Consider the following 22,003-nt stretch of genomic DNA (forward strand, 5'->3'; position numbering starts at 1 on the left):
CGCGTGCGCGGCGCGCGGCCGGCGGCCGGCGGCGGCCGGTGGGTGGAAATCTCCCCGGAGCGCCTGCGGGGCTGGCTGGACGGCTTCTACGGCCGGCACGACGGTGCCGCCGAGGACGGTCTGACCCTGACCGGGGCCAGCAACGGCGACACGGCGACCCTGCATCCGCCGCCCGGAGTCGACGGGATCAACGACGTCGACGGTCTGCTCACCGCACTGATCCGGCCGCCGCGCATCGGCCTGCTGCTGGCCCGCAAGGGCGCGGTGGCGGTCGGTGTCGTCGACGGCACCGCCGTCGTCGTGTCCAAGGTGGAGCGGCACTACGTGCAGGGACGCACCGCCGCCGGCGGGCAGTCACAGCAGCGGTACGCCCGCCGACGCGACAACCAGGCGACGGCGGCGGCCGGCCGGGCCGCCGAGATCGTGGCCCGGGTGCTGCTGCCATACTGTCCCGCCGACGCTGAGGAGCCGATCCGCGCGCTGGTCTGCGGCGGCGACCGGTTGATGGTTGACGCGGTCCTCGCCGACCGGCGGCTGGCACCGTTGCTGCCGATGCGCCACCCGCACCTGCTGGACTGCCCCGAGCCACGGCTCGCCGTGCTGCAGGACGCCGCAGTCGCCGCCCGCCGCGTCCGCATCCACCTGGTGCCGTAGGCCGCACGCCGTCGGCTCAAGAACGGACGAACGTGGCGGTGCCGGTGTTGCTCGGCGAACCCGCATCCACCCAGTGCATGTCCGCCCGGTCCGGCTCCTGCAGGATCAGCGTCCACTGCGCCGCGGCGACGCACAGGGACCGCGAGTTGACCGTCGTACGCTGACGAAAGTGGATCTCCCGGCTCGTCGGACGCGGTTCGATGATCGTGAGAGTGCCCTCGCAGCCGAGACTGGTCGATCGGAAGGTCCCGCCGTCGGCGCCGGCCGCGAACGTCGCCGTCAGGTTCCATGAGGTGACCGAGCCGGTGGGCTGGTCGACGATGCCGCTCCACTGGCCGGCGAACGAGGTAGGCACGCCGGTCGGGGTCGGCAGCGCCACGGCCAGCGGGCTGGCCGACTCCGGTGGGTCGGTCGAGGGCTGCCGGGTCTGGTCCTGCCCGGTCTGCGGCGACCCGCCGTCAGGGTCGTCGTCCCGCCCTTCCATGACCAGGTATCCGACCCCGGCTGTCACCGCGAGTACGACGGTCACCGCGACCGCCAGCATCCGCCGGGTGCCACGCACCGACAGCGACTTTCCGACCAGCGGCGGACCCGCAGCCGGAGGCGGACCCGCAGCCGGAGGCGGACTCACAGCCGGAGGCGGACTCACCGGCCGGGGCGGCGCGGCGACGCTGCCGTACGCCACGGCAAGCTCCGGCTGGTCTAGCACCACCGGCGGACGGCCGTACGCCTGGTGCAGCAACGTGCCCACCAGCGGGATCCGGGTCGAGCCGCCGACCAGGAAGATCTCGGCAAGGTCCGATTCGGCGAGCTGGGCGTCCCGTAGGGTCGCCCGGCTCGCCGCGATCGTCCGGTCCAGCACCGGACGGGCCAGCGTCTCCAGCTGCTCCCGGCCCAGCGGCACCTCCGTCTCCAGCATCGGAACGTGAACCGACGTCGCCGCCGCCCGGGACAGCACCTGCTTGGCGACCCGGACGCCGTCGAGGAACATCCGCCTGGCCCGTAGTTCCGTCGGTGAGCTGGGGCTGCGCAGCCAGCGCCAGGCGGCATCGTCGGGTCGCAGGTTCGCGCTGATCGACGCCGCGACCGCCTCGTCGATGTACAGCCCACCGGCGTCGGACAGGCCCTGGCTGGCGATCACCTCGAATCCGGTCGCCGAACGCCGGATCACGGTCGCGTCGAAGGTGCCCGCGCCGAGGTCGTACACCAGCGCCAGTTGTCCCTCGGCCAGCCGGACGTCCGGCAGCCCCACGAAGTGCGCGGCGGCGGCCACTGGCTCGTGCACCGTCGCCGGTTCTGGCAGGCCGGCCAGCCGTGCCGCCGCGGTGAGCGTCGCCAGCCGACGCTGTCCCCAGGCCACCGGATAGGCGATAGTCACCGCGTCCACCCGGCCGGCCGCCTGCTCGGCGACGACCCGCACCCGGCGCAGTACTGCGGCGAGCAGCGTCTCCACCGGGACTTCCTGCTCACCGAGCAGGACGTACCGGTCGTCGATGCATCTTTTGGGGTTGGGCTCCAGTTGCGCCGGCCGGGTCATCGCGGCATGCCAGGCGTCGGGTCCGACAAGCGTCGTGTCACCGTCGACGAACACGGCGGACGGCAGCAGCGGCGCCCCGTCGAACAGCACCGGCTGAACGCGACCGTCCCGGCCCCGCAGCGCAGCCGCCGTGTTGTAGGTGCCGATGTCGACGCCGAGGTGCACCTCGCCGGAGCCGGCCGGGCTTGTTCCCATCGGTCTGAAGTCTAGGCCGGCGACGCTCGTCGGACACAGTGGCCGTTGCGCCGAACGTGCCTCGCCGACCGCCACGTCGGGCGGCAACCTGGGACATTTACCAGGGTCTACATCCATTGGTCCCGTCCGGTAACACTTCTCCACCAGGATCGGGTGACGACCCGACTACAGAAGGCGTGCCCGACGATGACTGTGACGAGCCGACCCATCACCGACCCGCCGGTCGGGGAACGCGCCGACCAGACCGGCCGGACCGACTGGCACGGGTTCATCCGGCTGGCCCGGCTGCGCTTCCTGCTCTACAACCTGCTCCCGGTGGGGCTCGCGGTGGCGGTCTCGGTGCACCAGGGCTATCCGCTGCACCTCGGCTGGTACGTCCTGGCGCAGCTGTTCGCCTGGACGGTCCACCTGATGACGCACTACTGCAACGAGTACTTCGATCTGGCGGCCGACCGGGCCAACGTCTATTTCACCCCGTGGACCGGCGGCAGCCGGGCCCTCGTTGACGGCCTGGTGCCGCCGGTGGTGGCGCTGGGCACCGCGTTCGTGCTGGCTGCCGTGGCGCAACTGATGATCGTCGCGATGCCGGACTGGCCGGCCCGGTTGGCCGCCACCGCCGCCGTCGTGCTGGCCTGGTTCTACACCGCGCCGCCCGGCCGGTTCAACTACCGTGGCCTCGGCGAGGTGACGGTCGCCGCTATCCTCAACGGACTGTGGCCAGTGGTCGCTGTGCTGCTGCAGACCGGCACCGTACCGGTCCTGTTGCTGGCCGTCCTCGCCCCGACCGCGCTGCTGCAGACCGTACGGATGATGGTGATGAACCTCGGCGACCGTCGCTCCGACGAGCAGGTCGGCAAGCGCACGATCCCGGTCATCATCGGCTACGACCGGGCGGTACGGGTCGTCGTCACCGCCCAACCGGTCGCCTACGCCGCGCTGACCGGCTTCGCCCTGGCCGGCTGGGTGCCCTGGCTGGTCTGGGCGCCGATGACGGCGACCGCGGTGATCTCCGCCTGGCTGGTGCTGCGGCTGCGTCGGGGCGACATGCGCGACCTCGACCAGCGGCGGATGACCCCGGTGGTCTTCTGGGCCTCCAACCACGTCTCGCTGATCGTCGGCGCGGCGATGCTCGGCGTACTGCTCGACGCGGCCCGCACCGGCGCCGACGGTGGAGCGATTCTCCTGCTCGGCGTCGTCGGCGCTGGCTACCTGGGCCTGTTCGCCCACCGGCTGTGGCTGGCCGGGCGGGTCCGCCCGACCAGCGCACCGGTCGACCACCGCTGATCAGAGCGGCTGCGACACCAACTGGTCCGGCACCGCCGTCGGTGCCGGACCGGCGCCGTCGGCCGCCCGCCGGTCGGCGTCGGCGACAGCCGGCCCGGTGGGTGGCTCGGCGGCCAGCAGTTCGTTGAGCACCTGGATGGCGCCGGTGATCCGCAGCAGGGTCTGCTGGATGTCGGCCCGCCTGGCCTCCACCTCGGCGAGCATCTGCTGGCCGGCGCGCAACTCGGCCTCCAGCTCAGCGACCCGCTGCGCCAATTGCTCCCGCATATCTTGATCCATCCCGTCGAGGGTCGTATGTCACTGGTCGGAGACCTCGAACTGCCAGAAGGTCTTCGTGTGCGAGGCCACCGGCTGCCCGGGGATCCAGGTCAGGGCGTACCGGTACTTGGTGTCACCACGCTTCTGGCCACTGTCCCAGATGTAGCTGTCGTAGTAGGTGTTCCGCAGCTTGCAGACCAGCTCGTTGTCGGCCAGCTTCTTCAGGATCTTCAGCTCGCGCTCGCCGATGGTGACGTCACCGATCCGCACCGTCTGCGCGGTCACCTGCCCGGCGTGGATACCGCGATACTCGTCGTTGCCGGTCTTGAAGTGGAAACCGGCCGGGTCCACTTCGAGCTGGTACGCGTACCGGCCGCCATGGTGGAACCGGATGGCGAGCGTCGTGGGCGACACCGTGGGCGGGGCCGTGTCGGCCTGTAGCAGTTCCAGGAAGACGAGTTTGCGTCCCGGCTCGACGTCGCGGGCGTCGCGACGCAACAACAGATGCCGGTGCTCCGCCCGGACAGCCAACTGGTGACCCTCCGAGGCATTCATGCCGACCCCGACCTGGCCGGCCGGGTTGATGGTGAGCCGGGCGGCCTGGTTGGTGACCAGCGTCAGCGGGCTCAACGTCCCGGTGCCCACGATCATCCCGGCCGGCGCACCGAACATTCCGGTGTCGTGCGCCATCACCCGGCCGTCCACCTTCGCCGTGCGTACCGACAGCTTGGTGGTCGCCGTGCCGACCACGTCGACCACCCGCCCCCACCCGTCGGCACCCGACAGATCGGTGGTGCCGATGCCGACGTGGCCGTTCGCGCCGACGAAGAGTCGGGTCGTCCCGGCCGGGTCCGAGTCGTGGGTCCGCACGTGCAGGCCGCGTCCGGCAGCCGACCGTCCGTCGTACTCGATGGAGAAGCCCTGGTTGGCCGCGCCGGCCCAGAACCGGATCCCGCCGCGACGCTGATCGTCGGCGGCGAACCGGAACGTCAGATGCCGGTCCTGCGGGTCGAAGTCGCCCACGTCCAAGCCACCGCTGCCGACGGCGGCGGTGCCGATCCCGATACCGCCCGCCATCGACAGGCTGGACCGGTGGGCGGCGGTCGGGTCCACCGTGACGTCGCCGTTGTCGGCCACCGTGAGTCGACCGAGCAGCACCGTCGGCCCATCCAGCTCGGGCGCGGCCTCGGCGGGGGCGACCGCCGTCGCCCCGTTCGGGGCGACCACCACGACCTTCGGCCGCTCCTCCCAGCGCCGGGCGCCCACCCCGCCGTCCCCGGTCTGTCCCACGTCCGTCGGGGACTCCTGGTAGGCCAGGTGCACCTCGACGTTCTGCTGGTTGGCGAATCCCGAACCCAGCGGCAAATCGGTGCCGGCGGCCAGGACGAGGTGCCGGCCCAGGGCGTCGACCGCCATCCCCGCGGACACGGTGACCGTGAACGGCTCGTCCGCCGCGGCCAGGGTCAGGCCCTCGCTGACGCCGGTGAGCCGCAGCAGCCGGCTCTGCCGGCGTTCGCGGTCCAGGTGGAACTTCTGCTCGTCGATGAAGTCCTGGTCCTCCAGGAACTGCCCGTCGAAGAAGCGGACACGCTTCGATACGACGTCAGGTTGGGTGTAGTCCGCCATCGGACCTCCTCCGGTTTCAGGTCGAGTCGCGCGTGCCGAGCAACGTGTTCCGGCCGAGGACGAGCCGCTCCGGCTTGCCGCCCTCGTTCTCCTTCAACTCCTCGGAGACCAGCCGCATCGTGGGCACCACGACCTTGAGCGCGTAGAACGTGTGGGCCGGCTTCTCCCGGTCGATGATCGCCCGGGCGGTCTCCTGCACCCTGCGCAGCTCGTCGCGGTCGGCGGCGCCGAGAGTCAGCTGGACCTGGAAGTAGTGGGCGGGAGCGTCGTAGTCATCGAGGATCACCACGTCCTCCCGGGTCACCTGGTCGGCCAATGGCCGCAGGTAGATCTCCAGCATCCGGCGCAGCCCGGCCAGGGTCCCCCGCTGCCGGTACAGCGGCACGACCTCCCGGATGAAGCCACGCTTGGTGGCCGTGTCCCAGTCCGCCCGCAGACTCAGCGCCACCCACCCGGCCAGCCACGGCAGGAAGTCCTCGCCGGTCCGGACCGGGTCGATGTAGTCGGCGGACCGTTCAATGGTCTGTTCCAGACCCTCGACGTCGTCGCGGCCGGTCAGGATCGCCTCGAAGGCCAGCAGGAAACGCCCGGCGAACGGATCCTCCCGGAACATCGCCGGCAGGTGGTCGAGGTACCGGCTCATGGCGCGCCCTCCGCACTCGGCAGGTGGGTGCGGCCGTACGTGTCGTAGCCGACCAGGTCCAGCCGGGCCAGCCGGGGCAGCTGGTGCACATCGAACTCGATGCTGGCAGCCGTGCCTCCGCTGACGGCGGCACCACTGGCGTCGACCAGGGTGAACTGGACGTTCTCGATGTAGTCGAGCAGCGGTGACTGTTCGAGTACGGCGTACACCTCGGACGGGTGGATGCCCTGCCCGAAGGGCCAGCCGGTGCCGGCGGCACCGCCGGTGAGCGGGTCGTAGAACCGGCGCAGCCGGGCCTGCGCGTCGGCGAGGGCGTCGGCCGGCGGGGCGTCCTCGCGCAGCGCCAGGTCGGCGGAGACGCCGATGTCGACGTACTGCGGGCCGACGACATGGTGGCGTACGGTCAGCAGCCGGCGCGGCTCGAGAAAGTCGTGCAGCTCGGTGGTGAGCGCGTCGGTGGGCACCGGGTGGGTGTCGGTCGCCGCGCCCGGCTCGGGGACGACGACGACGCTGACGTGTGCGGGGGCGGCGGCGGCCGGGTCGGCGCTGGCGAGGTTTCGTCCGGCGACGCACCGGACCCGCCGGACCGGAGCCGGTCCGGTGGGCTCGCGTTGCGCCGGCCAGAGGGTGCCGACCAGGTACTCGTAGTCGTCGGCGGTCGCGGCCCGGTAGCGCTCATGCAGGTCGGCCAGGCTCTGCCGGACGGCGGCGTCGAGCCCGCCGCTGGCCGGCGGGGTCCACTCGGGGCCGTTGAGCAGCTGCAGGAAGTTGCGGGTGTGGCTCTGTGGGATCTGGTTGACCTGATACAGCTGCATCTCGGTCAGCCAGGCCAGCATCTCGACCAGGACGATGCCGGGGTCGCTCGGGTTGTGGTCGGTCCACTGCGGCAGCAGGACCGGGATCAGCGACCGCGCCTCCCCGACGAGATCGTCGTAGTCGCGGTCGTCGAGGTTCGGCAACGGAATCGGCACGGCGGTCCTCACGCTGGAAGGGTCACGGTGATCTGGTGCCGCCCGGAGTAGACCAGCGCCCGCGCCAGCCACCGGGTCAGGTCCGCGGCCACCGGCTCGGCCGCACCCTGCGCGAGCGAACGGTCCAGGACGGCCGCCAGCCGCTCACCGAGCGCTTCGGACTCGGCCACCTGCGCCACCGCGAGCTCGCGGACATGGTCGACCCCGTCGACGGCGGTGACCGCCGCGTACAGGTCCGAGCGGTGCGGCTTGCGGCCGAACGCCCAGCCGGCGCCGTCCGGTCCGCCGGTCAGCGGGTGCAGGAAGCGGTCCAGGGCCTGCACGACCCGCGCCTGGATCAGCCCGGCGGCCTCGGGAGTGGTGGCCACCACCGTGGCGGCGACGGTCACCTCGATCCACTCCGGTCCGGCGACCCAGAGGCCGGCGGTCGGCGCGCACCGCGCCCGCAGGTGCTGATCCACCTGACGCAACAGTCCCAGGCTGGGCACCGGTCGGGCGGCGTTGGAGACCGGAACCACGATGACCCCGACCCCGCCGACGTCGGCCTGCTGATGCTCGTCACCCGGCTGCTCGTCCGGATCGAGCCACAGGTTGAACGGGTCGAACCCGCTCGGCGGCACCGCCTGGGCCCGAGCCACCTCCGTCGAGGACTCGAACGCGAGGTCCACGAAGTCGTCGACCGTGACCGCCCGGTCGCGGTGGCGCAGCGCCTTCGGTCCCCGGTCCCGTACCCGCTCCAGCGGCTCCCAGCCCGCACCACCGGAAGCCGGCTCGTGGTTGGTCACCGAGTCCAGGTAGGGCACTGCGGATTTCAAGGTGGTGATGGTGCCCGCCGGTCGGTTGCCCTGCTCACCGCCGCCGGTGCGGTAGGTGATCCGGACGTTGTTCTGCCCAAGCGGCACCACCCGCCCCGCCTGGCCGTCGCCGAAACCGATCTCACCGGTCGCGGCGTCGATGGTGTAGTGCCGGTCGCCCGGCCCGGAACGGTGGAAATCCGTCACCTCGTGCCAGCGTACCCAGATCTGCTCAGCGTCGTCGGTGACCGCGCCCGGGCCGTCGGCCTCGACGAGCGCGGCCTCCTCCGTCGGCGACGGCCGCTGCGGCTCGCGCACGACGAGCCGCTGGCCGGCAAGCACCGGCGTCTGCGCGGTGGTCAGCCGTTGGCCGGCCTCGGCGACGCCGGACCCGAGGATCTCCTCGGCGATGGTGGTCGTCTGTGTCGCCCATGTCGTGTTGGGAGAGACCCGGCGCAGCCGGGGCGGGATCGCGAAGCTGCCGCGCCGGTGCCGTAGGCGCAGCCAGCACCGGTGCTGCCCGAAACGTTCCCCGGCGGTCAGGTCCGGCGGGCCGACGAAGCGGACCACACCACGGTCGCCCAGCGTCCCGGTCTCGTCGATCGCGGCCAATGGCCGCCAGCCGTCGACGCCGCTGTACTCCCACACCAGGTCGGCCCGGTCGGTCAGGTCGGCCCCGGCGAGCCGGTCGGCGGCCACCTCCTCCGGCGCCGGTGGCTCGACCTGCAGGTAGAGCGTGACCGGGCGGTTGCCGAACGGCTGGTCGAAGCCGAGGTAGAGGGCGGGGTCCCGGTGCGGATTGGGGACGAACGGGGTGACCTCCCACGGCTCGTCGCCGGCACGGTGATGGGTGACGAGGCGGAAGTCGTTCTCGGTCACGCAGGCCTGCGCCGGGACCGCGGCTGCCAGCCCGGCCCGGGACTGCCAGGACAACGTGGTGACGACCGGCGGCGCGAAGGTCGCGTCGACGAGTTCGTAGCCGCCGCCGTCGTCGCGCGTGTAGTGGGCCGCGACCCCGTAGTCGCCACCGATCAGCCGGACCCGCACCCAGTATCCTTCGACGCCGTTGACCTCGGTAGGCGCGAAGCCGGCCGGCGGGGTGAGCGTCACGGTGGCGCTGTCGGTGAAGGCGTACTCCGGATCGTCGACGGTCACCGTACGCCAGGCCGTGCCGTCCCATGCCTCCCAGACCAGTCGGGGGTGGCCGTCGGTACGTACCGGTGGCACCGCAGGGCCGACGGAGTCGGCGGGACTCCCCGGTGCGGCCGGCCCGTTGGTCAGCGTCACCTCGACGACGAGCTCCGCGCCCGGCCAGACCAGGTTCGCCGGGCAGGCCAGGTAGCAGGTGTCGTTGAACCGGGGCTGCTCGCCGAAGGGCCGGAAGTCCTTGGTCACGTCGATCGGGCTGGTGTTGCTGAAGGCGTGCGGCAGCGCCACCGGGTCCGGTGCCGTCTGCATCCGTACGTCGATGGCGGTGACGGTCGGTAGCTCCCAGTCGTAGCCGATGGTCACCGTCGCCAGTTGGGGCAGGGTGGCGTAGGTCGCCCCGTCGTCGACGACCTCGGCCCGCAACCAGTGGCCGGCCCGGCCCTGGAACAGCTCGGCCGACCAGTCGGCCGGCACCCGGAAACTGACCTCGCCGTCACCGGTGAACGCCAGCGTGCCGTCCACCAGTTCCCCGTCGATGTCGCCGTCGGACTCCACCGCCGTCGTGCCGGACTCGCCCAGCCGCCGCCAGTCGTCGCCGACCTTGTACGACCACACCAGCCGGACCGGGGACGCCGGGTCAGCGGCCACGCCGGGCCGGGCCAGGGTGATCGCGAGCCGGGCGACCGCGCCGGGGGTCGCCGCACCGACGCTGAAGTAGCACCACCGGCCCTGGCTGGTCTCGCCGAACGGGAAGACCCCGGCTACGTCGATCTGCGGGCTCCGGCGGCCGGACGCGACGGCGTCGAGGGCCAGCCCGGCGACCGGCTGCTGCATCGGCATGTCGAGCTGGGCGCGCAGCCAACCGGCGGTGGTGCCGTTCACGTCGTACGGGGGCAGCGGCGGCAGGTCGGTCAGCGTCACCGTCCACCCGCCGCCGAAGACTGTCGTCCCCGCCTCGACGGGATACCACCGGGTGCCGTCCCAGTAGGACCAGGAGATCGGCCACTCGGCGAGCAGGGCGGCCTGCGAGGCGGCCAGGGTCAGGGTGACCGTTTTGGTCCCCTCGGTGGCGAGCACCGGATCACAGGCCACGTAGAACCGGTGCGGCACCGGCTGATCGCCGGTGAAGGCGGCGAACGGCTCGTCGCGCTGGCCGGTTGCCGCTGCGCTGCGGTCGGCGTAGGCGTCCTGCGGCGCGTCGTCCACGAGCACGGCCTGCAGCTGGGCCGGGGTGACCACCAGGTCGGTCGCGGTCTCGAAGACGACCTCGTCGTCCTCGCCGTCGCGCGGAGTGGCCGCGACCTGCGTGCCGGCCGGGACCACCGCTTCGGTGCGGCTGCCCTGGGCCAGGGCGAAGGTGAGCGGTACGCGGGCCGGTCGCGGCGGCACCGGCCGGGTCCCGATCAGGTTGAGGAACGCGAGGTAGTCGCGTTCGGGCACCTGGTTCAGCCGCTGCACCACCAGTTCGGCGTAGCGGGCGAAGATGCCGATCAGCGCCTGGCCGGCGTCGGGCCGCCCGTCGGCGCGCGGCCGCCAGTCGCTGTACCGGGTCGCCAGCGCGGTGGTCTGCGCGGCGAGCGCCGCCCGGTCGCGGGGATCGATGGGTGGGGGCTGTCCGGTCATGCGATGTAGAAGGGGTAGACGAGGTTGAACCGGCTGTTGGTCGAGCGCACCTGGTAGTTGATCTCGATGAGCAGTCGGCGCCGGTCGGCGGGGTCAGGTGCGGCGTAGACGTCCAGCACGTCGATCCGGGGTTCCCAGCGGGCCAGTGCCTCCCGCACCGACCGACTGACCCGGCCCGCGGTGCCGATGTCGTTGACGTCGAACACGATGTCGTGGATGCCGCAACCGAAGTCCGGCCGCATCACCCGCTCGCCGGGTGCGGTGCCGAGAATGAGTCCGATCGACTGGCGGATCAGTGCCGCGCCGTCGTCGCTGAGCCGGATGCCCTGCGCCGGCTCGTAGCTGAGCGGGAACGCCCAACCGGTGCCGAGAAATCCGTGTTTCACCGCGCTGGTCACCCGATCGTCACCGTGCCCGTGGCCAGCACCGTGCCGCTCGGCAGGTCCTGTGGATCGTTGCAGGTCGAGGCCAGGTCGCCGGACCTGATCGCCGGCTTACCGTTGATCTTCACGGTCGTACTGCCGCCTTCGAGGGTGGCCGTGTTCGACGGCTGCTTCTGAAACGACGTGCCGGGCGCGGTGGGTACGTGTGCCGGGGTGTTCTCGGCGGTGGAGCCGGCCACCGCCGCCGGCATACCCATGATCTTGACGTCGGCGCTCAGCCCGCCGTTGATGACCCCGGTGAAGGGATGCGGCAACGGTGTCGGTGTCGGCGCGGGTGCTCCGGGCACCATGACGATGTGGATGTCGGTCGCGTTGACCCGGTCACCCTGCTTCGCCGCGAACTGCCCCATGAGAACTCACCCCCCATTCAGTTGATGTTGACTTGACTGCCCTTGATGTCCAGCTGCCCACTGGACTTCACCGCGAGCGCGGACTTCGCCTCGACCTTGACGTCGGCAGTGGAGGTGATCTCGACACCGGCACCGGCCAGCCGCAGCCGCCCGCCGGCGGAGATCACCACGTCCGCGTCGGCGGTGACGGTGATCTGGTTGTCCTTCGTACTGATCACGATGCTGTTCTTGCCGCTGCCGTCGACGATCTCGATTCGCTCGTCCTGCTTGGTGTCGATCAGCCGGATCACGTGCTTGCTGCGGGAGACCATCATCCGTACGTCGTTGTTACCGTCGGCGTTGGTGGCTGGTGGGGCGTCCTTGCCGTTCCACAGCGCACCGACGACGTAGGGGACCTCCGGATTGCCGTGTTCGAAGGCGACCAGGACCTCGTCGCCGACCTCAGGCAGGAAGTAGCAGCCACGGCCGGGGCCGGCCATCGGCGCGGCCACCCGCGCCCAGTCGGTCTCGACATCGTCGGCCAGCCATGGCAGCGCCACCTTGACCCGGGCCAGACCGTCCGGGTCGCTGTTGTTGGTGACGATGCCGATCACCACCCCGTGGTACCGCCCGTCCGGGCTGGCCGGACCGCCACCCGCCAACTGGTGGTAGACGTCCGTCACGCCGCGTTCCTCCGTACTTCGAAGCTGGACCGGTAGCCGGCCGCTGCGGTCACCGAGTGTTCGACGGAGACGACGTAGTACTCGCCGCTGAAGGTCTCACCCGCTCCCTCGATCCGCACCACCTCGCCGGCGTGCAGGCGAGGTTGCCCACCGCACTCGGCCTCGCCGGTGATGTAGCTCAACGCCAGCTCGTCGAACTGCCCCCGGGCAAGCTGGTCGGCGCGGTTCTTGTTCGGCGCCGGCAGGTCCACCCTGGTCGATCTGCTCCTGCCGAAGACCCGGCCGACCTCGCGGGGTCCGGTGACGGCACCCATCGCCGTGGACTCGGATCCAGAGCCGAACGTGGCGACGACAGCCTTCTTGGCAGCCACGTCCCAGCCCCGTACGGAATGCTCGGCAGCCTGGCCCATGGTGCGCAGCCGGGGGGTGAACTGGGAGATGTCGTCACCGACGCGCAGCTTCGCCGCCGGCACCCGGCCGAGCTGCGGCGGCCGGAAGGACAGCACCTTGTCCCGTACGTGAATCTCGTACCCGAGCAGCCCCGCCCGCCGCTGCAGGAACTCCAGATCGGTCTGGTTGTTCTGCAGTACGTAGTCGAGGTCGGTGCGGGTGTCGGGTACGTCGGCGCGCAGACCGGCCTCCTTGGCCAACTGCCGAGCGATGGTGCTGTCCCTGGTGCGGGTGAAGGTCCTGGTCCGCTGCCGGCGGGCCAGCCGGTGTCGCAGGTCGTAGCCACGGACGGTCAACATCGGCGGCCGGCCCTCCACGAAGGACGGCTCCAGGCTGGTGATCTCCCCGGTGATCGCCAGGTGCAGGTTCTTCACGTACCCGAGCGAGATCCGCACCTCGGTGCCGACCGCGAACAGCGCGGAGTCCGACCAGGTGACCGCGAGCCGCTCCGCGTCCCAGTTCTTGAGTGTCACGGTGAACATGCTCAGCGCGTTCAGGTCCTCCAGCACGGTCACCGACTCGACGTCCTTGTGGGCGTCCGGCGGCAGGCGCCGGCCACTGCACCGGATCTCGAAGTCCGGCCCCGAATCAGCAGTCTCCATCTCCTGAATCTCCGCTCAACTCAGCCGCGGGATGGTCAGGACCGTGCCGGGACGCAGGTCACGCGGGTTGACGATGCCGTTGGCCGAGGCGATGTGCCGCCACAGCCGCGGATCCCGGTACTCGGCGGCGGCGATGCTGTGCAGCGTGTCGTTGCGCCGCACCACCCACGTCTTGTGCACGTCGGAGGAGTGCAGCTCACGCTCCTTGAGCTGGGCGTCGGTGAGCGACTCCACGAAGCTGCACGAGACGGTCGCCCGCACCGGCGTGCCGTCGGGCAGGAACATGGTGAACCGTTCGCTGATCTGGGTGAGCACACCGGTGAAGATGTCGGCGAAGGCCCCCCAGGACAGGGTGCACAGCGGTGGCCGGTGCAGTTCCTTGTCGAACTCGGCCAGCCGGGCCACCCGGCTGGTCAGCGCGGTGACGTCGGTCGCGTCGCCGGTCTGGAACGGATTGGGTGGCGTCACCAGCGAGGTGGCCCGGGCCCACATGGACGCCTCCGCCCTCGACTCGTAGGTGTCGAAGAACAGCTCGAGCGACAACGTCGCGGGTTGCATGGCCGCGAACTCCTGCTGCAACCCGCTCCACGTCCAGGCGCTGCCCTTGCCTGCGCTCTCGTGCGCGTGCCAGTTGACCGACCGCGACCGGGTGATCTCGTGCGGGTTGAACAGCGCCTCGATCGGGCCGTTGCGATCGAAGTCCGTGCCGTCGTGGGCGATGGTCAGCTTCTGCAAACCACCGCCGCCGGGTCCGAGCCCGAGCGCGGCGCTGGCCAGGCCCGCCGCCTTGTTGAGACTCACCGCCGCACCCCCCGACGCTCGGCCTCGACCGCCAGCCGGCGCATGATCCGGCCGTGCACCTGCGCGGTGACGTGCCCGACGTCGACCTGCGGGGCCGGTTGAACAGGCGGCTGCGGCGCACCACGGTCGGCACGGGTCGGCACGGCCCCGAAGCCACCGGGCAGGTGCCCGCCGCCGTCACGCGAGCCGAATCCACGGCCGCCGTGGCCGGGTGCACCGTGCCCGGGGCCACCGGAAGCCGCTGACACCGGGCCCGCGACGGCCGGGTGGTACGGCACGCCGGTCGCCGACGACACGCCGACGGCGCCGGGTGCCGACCGGACCTGCGGGCCGGTTGCTGACGGTACGGCCAGCGGAAGCTGCGGCACCGGTCGGGCCGCCGGCTGCCGCGCGGTGACCACCTGGGCCGGCGGTACGGCGGGCGGGCGCTGCCCGACGGTGGACGGCACACCGGCGGCGGGCCGACTGGCGTGATCTGCCGTGGGTGGGGTGCGGAAGGTCAGGTGGGATCCGCTGGCCATCCGGCCAGGGACGCCGATCAGCCCGGTCCAGTCCGCAGGGCCGGCTGCCGTCGGACCCGCCGCAGCGGGAGTCCACGACCCGGCGGCCGCGTCCGGAGCACCCGTCGGCACCGCCGGCCTGGTGCCCGACGGTCCGATGGACGCAGACCGTTGGGCCTGGTCGGCCGGCGATGGCGCGGCACCCGGTTCGGCGGGCGCGGCCGCCTTGCGTTGGATGGTCAGCGGCCGGCCGGCGGCCGGCCGGGGCGTTACCGGCTGCGTGGAGCGGCCGGCGATCCCGGGACCGGTGGCGGTCCACACCGGGCTCAACTCGGCAACGGGGCGGGCCGGACGCGCCAGCACCACCGGGCCGGACGCGGCGGCCGGCGATCCGCCGGCCGGGTCGGCGGCCGGTCGGCGGGCCGACGTGACCGGCCCGCGGTGCGCCGGGGCCGGTGGCCCGGCGTTCGGCGGGGCGGCGGCCGGGCTGGTCGGCAGAGCACCGAGCGGGGCAGCGTGCCCGGCGGACGGCGGCAGTGCGGGTCGCGCGTACACGATGGGTGTCGTCGGCCCGGTGTGCTGCTGCGTAGCCACGTCGACGTAGCGTGAGGCGACCTCGGCCAGCGGCAGACCCGCCGGCATGGCGTGGTGGCGGGTGAGCGCGGACCGGGCCTGGCCCAGGTCGATCAGGCCGGGTCGCCGGGCCGGCCGGGCCAACCGGTGGACCAGCGCCGGGTCGAAGGGCGTGTCGTCGTCGGTCATCCCAGGCTCCCGGTCAGCCGACCATGCCGGCCACGCCGTGCGCCAGCGCGGCGGCCTGGCCGAGCAGCGGCTTGGTCAGGCCCTCGTGCACCAACTCCAGCGACTCGAAGCCGACATCGTCGCCGCTCGCGCTGAACGTCGGGCCGGTCCAGCGCACCGGCAACGCGTTGCGGAAGTTCCACCACATCACCGGGATCTGTCGCCGGTCGAGCAGCACGATCGTGCCGCTGCGGCGCTGGATGACGCCCCGGGTGGTGTTGTCGTACCAGCCCCACAGACCGCTGAGCGGGCTCAGCCCCTGCCGCAGCACCAGGTGCGCGGGAGTGGCCGCGCCGGGCAGCTGGTGAACGAAGCCGTTGACCCCGCCCTCCCGGTAGGACTCCATCTCGATCTGACTTTCCAGGCCGCTGACCTCGTTGAACCCGGCCAGCAGCAGGCCCTCGATCTCCACCGCGAAGTTGAAGGTCTGGAACGGGTCCGGCAGCCGCAGGCCGGTCCAGTTGCCCACGGCGGCAGGTGCCCAGCTGAGCCCGAGCGGAATCCCGGTCGACATCATCTCCGTGCCCCTCCCTGTTCATTGAGTCGCTCGTTGATCCGCGCGACCTCCGCGACCCAGCGCTGCCGTTCCCGGTGGTCCAGCTGCATGATCTCGTGATAAGGCCAGTGAAAGTGATAGGCCAGGTACGCTACTTCCTCGTGCAGCCGGTCCGGGGAGTAGCGCGTCATCCCCCCAGGCTGGGCGGCTCCACTTCGAACGATCCGCTGCAGTGTGGGCAGTCGACCTGCAGCCGGGCGTGCCCGTTGAGGTTGATCCGCTGGTAGAAGTCCTGCAGGTAGGCGAGATCGGCGGAGTAAAGGTTCTCCACCACGTTGGTGTTGATGTACTCCAGTCCGCCCAGCCGGGTGATCACCCGGGCCAGCAGGATGATCACCAGGTAGCCCGGGTTCGACCGTACCCGGGGATCCTTGATCGGCTCGATCTCGTCGAGCGCGGTGGCCATCCGCATGGTTCCCTCGCGGTGCACCGTGCCGTCCGGCGCGACCAGGCCGTGCGGCAGGGTGAACGGGAACTCGGTACGGCGGGCCTCGGCGACGCCGGTCAGCTCCACTGGTCGACCTCGATGCGTTCACAGGCGAGGATGAGCTGCTCCACGGCGATCTCGTCGCTGGTCGCGCTCAGGCTGGGTCCGCTCCACGACTTGGGCCAGCAGTCGAACAGGTTCCAGGTCACCTTCGGGTTGCCCTGCTGGTCGAGCAGGGTGATCGACACGTTGTGCCGTTCCACGGTGCCCTTCATCACCTTCTGCCGCCACTCCCACAGCTTGCTGTCGCTGGTGAGGCCACGGCTGAGCGTGATGTCACCGTAGCTGTTCAGCCCGGGGATCTTGCGCGGCGCCAGGTTCCGGTCCGTACCCTCCCGGTACTCGGCGGCGTTCTGGCTGGTCTCCAGCCCGGAAGCCTCCCGGAATCCGGCCCGGGTGATGCCGTCGAGCTCCACCGCGAAGTTGTACCCGAAGTAGGGGTCGAGTCTGTCCACAACCGCACCTCACTGTCTGTCCGCACCGAACTTGTTGTCCGCACCGACTGTTGTCCGCACCGGTCACGCCACGCCGACCGTCACCCCGCTCGCGCCATGGATGACGCGAACGGTGACGAACTCGGCCGGCGCGGTCGGTGCCACTCCGATGTGTGTCACTACCACCCCGGCCTCGATGACCGCCGGTGGATTCGTCTCGTGGTCGCACTTGACGTAGAACGCCTCGGCGGGCGTGCGGCCCTGCAGGGCGCCGCGTTGGAACAGCCCGTCGAGGTACGCGGTGAGTTCCCGCATGATCCGCACCCACAGTCGGATGTCGTTGGGCTCGTGCACCAGGCCGGTCATGAACCGCTCGATCCACCGGCCGATCGTGCTCACCAGGCGGCGGGCGGTCACGTCCCGCCAGGCCGGGTCGGCACCGAGGGTACGCGCGCCCCAGACCCGTACGCCCCGGCCGGGCAACGCCCGCAGGCAGTTGACCCGCTGCCCGTACAACGTGCCGACCTCGGCAGCGGTGAGCTGCACCTGCAGGTCGACGACGCCCTCGACCACAGTGTTGGCCGGTGCCTTGTGGACGCCGACCCGCTGGTCGGCGGTGGAGTACACGCCGGCCACGTGCCCGGACGGCGGCAGGTGACGCAGCCGCCCGTCGACGCCGGACGCACCCAACCAGGGGTAGTACAGAGCGCCGAACGCACCGTCGGCCCCGGTCAACGCGGCGCACTGCTCGGCGACTGTCGCCGGGTCCACCGCCGGGACGCCGTCGAGCAGCGCGAACCGGTCACCGCGCTGCCGGCAGTGCCGCAGCATCGCCTGCTGCGCCTGCACGATCGGGGCGAGATCCTTGTCGACCGGCCACGGCGCGGCGGCGACGATGTCGGGGGCACAGACCAGGTCGACATCGTCCAGGTCGTCCAGCGTCGCCAGTCCCTCCTGCACCGCCTCGGCCGGCGACAGCGCCCTGGGCAGCCGGACCACATGACACAGCGTCCCGCCGTTGTCGAAGAACCCCCGGACCGCGTCGGCCAGGAAGCCGTCCGGGGTGTCGCCGGAGGCCGCACCGCCGAAGACCGCCTCGAATTGCGGCCACAGGGTCAGCCGCTGCGGGGTGTACGGGCCGGCGGCGGCCCGGCCGAGGAAGGCGGGCACCCCGGTGAGCTGGGTCGGTGGCGGCGGCGGGAACACGTCCTGCCGGTGCACACCGGGTGTCAGCTGGTGGGTCACGGTCTCGTCCGGCTGTCCGCTACTGGACCCCGCCGGCCCACTGGCTGATCCGGAACACCACGAACTCGGCCGGGCGTACCATCGCCACTCCGATCTCGACCACCAGTTGGCCGGCGTCGCGGACCGCAGCCGGGTTGACGGTCTCGTCGCAGCGTACGTAGAACGCCTGCTCCGGGGTGTTGCCCAGCAGCGCACCGGAGGCCCACACGGTGGTCAGGAAGGCGCCGACGTTACGCCGGATCTTCGACCACAGCTCCGGCGCGTTCGGCTCGAAGACCACCCACTGGGTGCCCTCGTCGATCGACTCGCGCAGGAAGTTGAACAGCCGCCGGGAGGATATGTAACGCCACTCGGCCTGCTCCTTGCCGGCGAGGGTACGGGCACCCCAGATCGTGATGTTGCCGCCGAACTTGCGGATCACGTTGATGTCGTCCGGGTTGAGCCCGGCCTGCTGCTGCTTGCTGACCAGCGCCTCGACGCCCAGCGCACCCCGGATCACCTCGTTGGCCGGTGCCTTGTGCACACCCCGCTCGGTGTCCACCCGGGCGTACACCCCGGCGATGTGCCCGCTCGGCGGCTGGTACACCTTGTTGCCGTCGGCGTCGGTGGCGCCCACGTCGATCCACGGGTAGTAGATCGCGCCGTAGCTGCTGTCCCGGACGTCGCCCTGGATCGCTTCCTTGGTCAACGTGGTGGTCTGCCGACCGTCGAGGATCGCGAACCGGTCCTGCAGGTACTGGTTCTCGCAGTGGTCGAGCAGCGCGGTCTGCACCGCGTCGCTCACCGCGCCGGGGATCGCGACCAGGGCGATCTCGTCGATCGCGGCGAAGGTCGCCAACGCGTCGATCAGGTCGTCGTCCGACGATGCGGTGTCGGCGGCAGCGGCGGCGGGGGCGTCGTCGTCATCGGCGGGGGCGTCGTCGTCATCGGCGGCGGCGTCGTCGTCATCGGCGGCGGCGTCGTCCGCGGGGGCGGGGGCGGAGGTGGCGACCCGGGTGATCCAGCAGCGGCCGCCACCGTTGTTGAAAAAGCCGTACACGGCGTGGGCGAGGGTGCGGTTGCCGGGCTGGATGTCGCCAAAGAGGTTCTTGAACGTCTCCCAGCCGTCGACGAGCTGCGCCTCGCCAGCGGGTGCCACGACGTGGAAGTCGGCCGGCACGGGGTCACCGTCCGCCGTCACGCCGGCGCGACCAGGCAGCAGCGGCATCGTGACGTCGTCGGCGACGACACCGACGAAGCCGGCGGTGCTGGTCCCCACACCGGCGATCGGCTTGATCGCCGAGGGGACCTCCTCGACGTACACGCCCGGCGCTAGATACTGCGGCATCTGTGGGTACTCCCCCTCGTCAGGACTCGTGACTCACGCTCTGGCCAACCCGGATGACCGTCCCGGTCACCTCAGGCCCGACCGGCGTGGATTCGAACACGTCGACGCTGAGCGTGACGCTGTAGTGCAGAACCGCCTTGGGCCGACCGCCCATGGCCTGCCAGAACTCGCCGATGCCCTGCAGCTGGCTCTCGGCGGTGACCATCGCGCGCAGCGGTGGCTGCTGGCCGGCCAAGTCGCCCCGCAGGTAGTCGGCGGGAATCTCCCGGTGACGCAGCAGCACCCGCAGTACGTCGCCGAGCAGCCGGTGCTCGTCCTGCGCCGGGTTGGGCGCGCTCTCGTTGGGCCACGCGGTGACCAGATAGGAGCAGTCGACCCGGGCCGGCACCCGCCGGCGGGTGATCATCCCGGACTCCTGCCGGGTGTTCTCCCACTGGTTGGTCCGCAGCTCGTGGTTTTCCCGCACGTCGTAGAGGAAGAACGCGATCGCGGGCAGCGTGACGCCCGACGGCGGGAACTGGTCGTCCGGGGTGGCGAAGCTGACGGTGATCCCGGGCAGCGCCAGCTCGCCCTGTACGAGGGCGGCGAGCGACGCGTCCAGATCATGAAACACTGCCCTGTCCCGCCCCCAATTGCGTCCTTCGCGCTGGTCGACAGGTCTACCGGACGGGCGTCCCACGAGCGTCTGCGCCGGCGTCTACCGGACCGCCTCGGTGGATCCTGGGCGACGAACCAAAGGGCTCTGACGTGGCAACTCACATGTCAATGTGATGCGCACCACATGGGCATCAGGCTGTCCCGACCACCACAGTCACGAGATGAACAGCCCCTTGAAGATCTCTCCCGCCTTGGAGACCTCCCCCGGCGCGTACCCCTGTCTGGCCCGCAGGCTGTTGCGGACCCGGACCGCCATGTCCGCCCACTCGTTGGGCTGGTAGGTATGCCGGTAGGTGTGCCCCTCGGTCTGGGCGAACCGCCGGTTCTCGACGACCACACCGGTCCCCCGCTTGGCTCCCCGACCGACACGAGGAGTGACCAGCTCGGCGGCGTTCGCACCACCGTTGGCGGAGACGTCAAAGACCAGGTCAGCTTCCCCTTTGAGAACCCCCTCGACCCACGCACCACACATCACGCCGAGCCCCATGCCGGGAAAGACCGGTTGCGTATAGCCACGCCCGTTGCGGTCCAGCAGTTCATCAATAAGGTCGTCCTCCGCGAAGAGCGCTTCGAGTTCCGGATACGTTTCGACCATCTGGTTCCGAACAGTGGAGAGCCTTGTCTTGTAGAAGAAGATGCCGGCGTGGTTCTTGTTCAGCGTGGTCCACCGTTTAATCCGACCGATGATGAGATAGTTGATAATGAGGGCGAACAGTCCGCGCGCCTCGGCGAGCGCCCCGTCGCTATAGTCGCCATCGATGTTGTTCTGGATCCATTGAACGACATCACCAGATCGAGTGTTGGCCGCCCCCATGGCGGCCTTGTATGTATCCAACTTGTACTGCCCCGTCCCGACCGCCGTCGGCTGCGCGCCCAGGTCGGCGAGTTCGTCGCCGACCTGGGTGACCGACAGGCCGTAGGTCGCCTGCACATGCCCGTGCGCACCCGTCAGCGTTCCCGCCGGGGCGGTGGAACCGTCCGGATACCCGACAAAATTCACGCCGGCCGGGTTCGCGGTCAGGCCGGGGGCACCGTCCAGCGGCACGTTCGTGTTCGGCGTGAGCGCCCGGTTCTCGATGTGCGTCGCCACCTGCACGAGCCGGTTCATGACGCCGCGTACCGTGCTCTCGGAATCCTTGAACTCATCCATCGGTCCGGTCACGAGCTCAAGGATCGGGGCCGGCTGGCCGGCGCCACGAAGCGCATCCGGCACGACGGTGGTGTCCAGGTCCGGCGAATGGTCGACATGCGCCTCGAAACGCCTGCCGCGAGCAACCGCTGTGGCGTTCGCCACGGGCCGGCTCTCCACCCCGCCCTGCCGGCTGAACAACGGCACATGATGGAGCTCCAACTCGAACCCGAACTTGCGCTGAGCGACAGCCGGTCCCGGCGCAGGTGCCGGCCCGGTGGAGCAGGGTCCGGCGGCTCCCTGCTGGACGGTGTGCGTCAGCTCGTGCCCCAGCAACGCGTCACCCCGCGCGCTGCCCGGCCGGTACTCGCTACGGCGTACGAACACGTCGGCACCCACTGTGAAGGCCCTCGACCCGAGCGTGTCGTTCAGCTGGTCGGACTCGGCGCCGACGTGCACCCGTACCCCGCTGAAATCCGCCCCCGACACCCGCTCCATTCGCTCCCGCACACCGCCGGGCACCGCCCGCCCACCGCTGCCCCGCGCCCGGTCCACCGCCCGCGAGAGGTCAGGGCCCGCCGTGCCACCGGTCGGCGTGTGCACCCGACGGATCGCCTCCGGGGCACGCTGCACGGACGACCCGAACGCCAGCTGGGAGATCCGGTCCGCCTCCCGCTCGTACGGGTCGTCCACCGGCCCGACGTTCAGTTTCGCCTGGATGATCGCCCGCGCGCCACGATTGCCGTACCGCCGCTGCAACGCGTCGCGAGACGCGACGGGTCGACGCGGAGCCGGCCCAGGCCCGGATGCCACCACCGGCGACCG

General features: G+C 71.1%; 22 protein-coding genes. 2 read left to right on the forward strand and 20 right to left on the reverse strand.

What is annotated here, in order from left to right:
- Positions 1-3 precede the first annotated feature (3 nt).
- Complete coding sequence (locus ACN27J_RS10660) at positions 4-654, forward strand: acVLRF1 family peptidyl-tRNA hydrolase (RefSeq protein ID WP_421365564.1); 651 nt, start codon at positions 4-6, stop codon at positions 652-654.
- 16 nt (positions 655-670) lie between these two features.
- On the opposite strand, the gene ACN27J_RS10665 is transcribed toward ACN27J_RS10660, so the two are convergent.
- The gene (locus ACN27J_RS10665; RefSeq protein ID WP_421365567.1) at positions 671-2,386 is read right to left on the reverse strand and encodes an Hsp70 family protein; all 1,716 of its coding nucleotides are present in this window, start codon (positions 2,384-2,386) and stop codon (positions 671-673) included.
- A gap of 186 nt (positions 2,387-2,572) precedes the next feature.
- On the opposite strand from ACN27J_RS10665, the gene ACN27J_RS10670 reads away from it, so the two are divergent.
- Positions 2,573-3,670: a prenyltransferase gene (locus tag ACN27J_RS10670; protein WP_421365568.1), complete on the forward strand. Its 1,098-nt coding sequence runs from the start codon at positions 2,573-2,575 to the stop codon at positions 3,668-3,670.
- Here the strand turns inward: ACN27J_RS10670 and ACN27J_RS10675 are convergent, their stop codons facing one another.
- The 19 genes from ACN27J_RS10675 to ACN27J_RS10765 all read right to left on the reverse strand — a co-directional run bounded on the left by ACN27J_RS10675 (position 3,671) and on the right by ACN27J_RS10765 (position 21,781).
- The gene (locus ACN27J_RS10675) at positions 3,671-3,949 is read right to left on the reverse strand and encodes a hypothetical protein (protein WP_421365570.1); all 279 of its coding nucleotides are present in this window, start codon (positions 3,947-3,949) and stop codon (positions 3,671-3,673) included.
- An 18-nt stretch (positions 3,950-3,967) separates the two neighbouring features.
- Entirely contained in the window at positions 3,968-5,554 is a 1,587-nt protein-coding gene (locus ACN27J_RS10680; RefSeq protein ID WP_421365572.1) for a hypothetical protein, read from the reverse strand.
- A gap of 16 nt (positions 5,555-5,570) precedes the next feature.
- The gene (locus tag ACN27J_RS10685) at positions 5,571-6,197 is read right to left on the reverse strand and encodes a phage tail protein (RefSeq protein WP_421365574.1); all 627 of its coding nucleotides are present in this window, start codon (positions 6,195-6,197) and stop codon (positions 5,571-5,573) included.
- On the reverse strand, positions 6,194-7,180 hold the full coding sequence (locus tag ACN27J_RS10690) for a hypothetical protein (protein ID WP_421365576.1): 987 nt from the start codon (positions 7,178-7,180) through the stop codon (positions 6,194-6,196). Before ACN27J_RS10690 ends, ACN27J_RS10685 begins: the two co-directional genes overlap by 4 nt.
- Positions 7,177-10,734, reverse strand: a complete 3,558-nt coding sequence (locus ACN27J_RS10695; RefSeq protein ID WP_421365578.1) for a putative baseplate assembly protein — start codon at positions 10,732-10,734, stop codon at positions 7,177-7,179. Before ACN27J_RS10695 ends, ACN27J_RS10690 begins: the two co-directional genes overlap by 4 nt.
- Positions 10,731-11,132, reverse strand: a complete 402-nt coding sequence (locus tag ACN27J_RS10700; protein WP_421365579.1) for a GPW/gp25 family protein — start codon at positions 11,130-11,132, stop codon at positions 10,731-10,733. Before ACN27J_RS10700 ends, ACN27J_RS10695 begins: the two co-directional genes overlap by 4 nt.
- Positions 11,129-11,527 (reverse strand): PAAR domain-containing protein, encoded by a 399-nt coding sequence (locus tag ACN27J_RS10705; protein WP_421365580.1) that lies wholly within the window; start codon positions 11,525-11,527, stop codon positions 11,129-11,131. The genes ACN27J_RS10700 and ACN27J_RS10705 overlap by 4 nt, the downstream gene beginning before the upstream one ends.
- 17 nt (positions 11,528-11,544) lie before the next feature.
- Positions 11,545-12,189, reverse strand: coding sequence for a phage baseplate assembly protein V (locus ACN27J_RS10710; protein ID WP_421365581.1), 645 nt, complete (start codon positions 12,187-12,189; stop codon positions 11,545-11,547).
- Positions 12,186-13,241 (reverse strand): phage late control D family protein, encoded by a 1,056-nt coding sequence (locus ACN27J_RS10715; RefSeq protein WP_421365582.1) that lies wholly within the window; start codon positions 13,239-13,241, stop codon positions 12,186-12,188. Before ACN27J_RS10715 ends, ACN27J_RS10710 begins: the two co-directional genes overlap by 4 nt.
- 15 nt (positions 13,242-13,256) lie before the next feature.
- Positions 13,257-14,042 carry a LysM peptidoglycan-binding domain-containing protein gene (locus ACN27J_RS10720; RefSeq protein WP_421365584.1) on the reverse strand — a complete coding sequence of 262 codons (786 nt, stop codon included), beginning with the start codon at positions 14,040-14,042 and terminating at the stop codon, positions 13,257-13,259.
- A complete protein-coding gene (locus ACN27J_RS10725; RefSeq protein WP_421365585.1) occupies positions 14,039-15,304 on the reverse strand; it encodes a hypothetical protein in 1,266 nt (421 codons plus the stop codon). Before ACN27J_RS10725 ends, ACN27J_RS10720 begins: the two co-directional genes overlap by 4 nt.
- A gap of 13 nt (positions 15,305-15,317) precedes the next feature.
- Positions 15,318-15,860 carry a phage tail protein gene (locus ACN27J_RS10730; protein ID WP_278170487.1) on the reverse strand — a complete coding sequence of 181 codons (543 nt, stop codon included), beginning with the start codon at positions 15,858-15,860 and terminating at the stop codon, positions 15,318-15,320.
- Positions 15,857-16,030, reverse strand: coding sequence for a DUF6760 family protein (locus ACN27J_RS10735; protein WP_199757663.1), 174 nt, complete (start codon positions 16,028-16,030; stop codon positions 15,857-15,859). The genes ACN27J_RS10730 and ACN27J_RS10735 overlap by 4 nt, the downstream gene beginning before the upstream one ends.
- A complete protein-coding gene (locus ACN27J_RS10740) occupies positions 16,027-16,413 on the reverse strand; it encodes a hypothetical protein (protein WP_199757664.1) in 387 nt (128 codons plus the stop codon). Before ACN27J_RS10740 ends, ACN27J_RS10735 begins: the two co-directional genes overlap by 4 nt.
- Positions 16,404-16,841 (reverse strand): phage tail protein, encoded by a 438-nt coding sequence (locus tag ACN27J_RS10745; RefSeq protein ID WP_123602846.1) that lies wholly within the window; start codon positions 16,839-16,841, stop codon positions 16,404-16,406. The genes ACN27J_RS10740 and ACN27J_RS10745 overlap by 10 nt, the downstream gene beginning before the upstream one ends.
- Positions 16,842-16,904: 63 nt before the next feature.
- Entirely contained in the window at positions 16,905-18,065 is a 1,161-nt protein-coding gene (locus tag ACN27J_RS10750) for a phage tail sheath family protein (protein WP_421365587.1), read from the reverse strand.
- Positions 18,066-18,084: 19 nt separating this feature from the next.
- Positions 18,085-19,392 (reverse strand): phage tail sheath family protein, encoded by a 1,308-nt coding sequence (locus ACN27J_RS10755; protein ID WP_421365589.1) that lies wholly within the window; start codon positions 19,390-19,392, stop codon positions 18,085-18,087.
- Positions 19,393-19,411: 19 nt separating this feature from the next.
- Positions 19,412-20,005, reverse strand: a complete 594-nt coding sequence (locus ACN27J_RS10760; RefSeq protein WP_421365591.1) for a DUF4255 domain-containing protein — start codon at positions 20,003-20,005, stop codon at positions 19,412-19,414.
- A gap of 198 nt (positions 20,006-20,203) precedes the next feature.
- Positions 20,204-21,781, reverse strand: coding sequence for a DUF4157 domain-containing protein (locus tag ACN27J_RS10765; protein ID WP_421365593.1), 1,578 nt, complete (start codon positions 21,779-21,781; stop codon positions 20,204-20,206).
- Between the last annotated feature and the right edge of the window lie 222 nt (positions 21,782-22,003).

It is taken from the genome of Solwaraspora sp. WMMB762 (genome assembly GCF_049179115.1).
Classification (GTDB): domain Bacteria; phylum Actinomycetota; class Actinomycetes; order Mycobacteriales; family Micromonosporaceae; genus Micromonospora_E.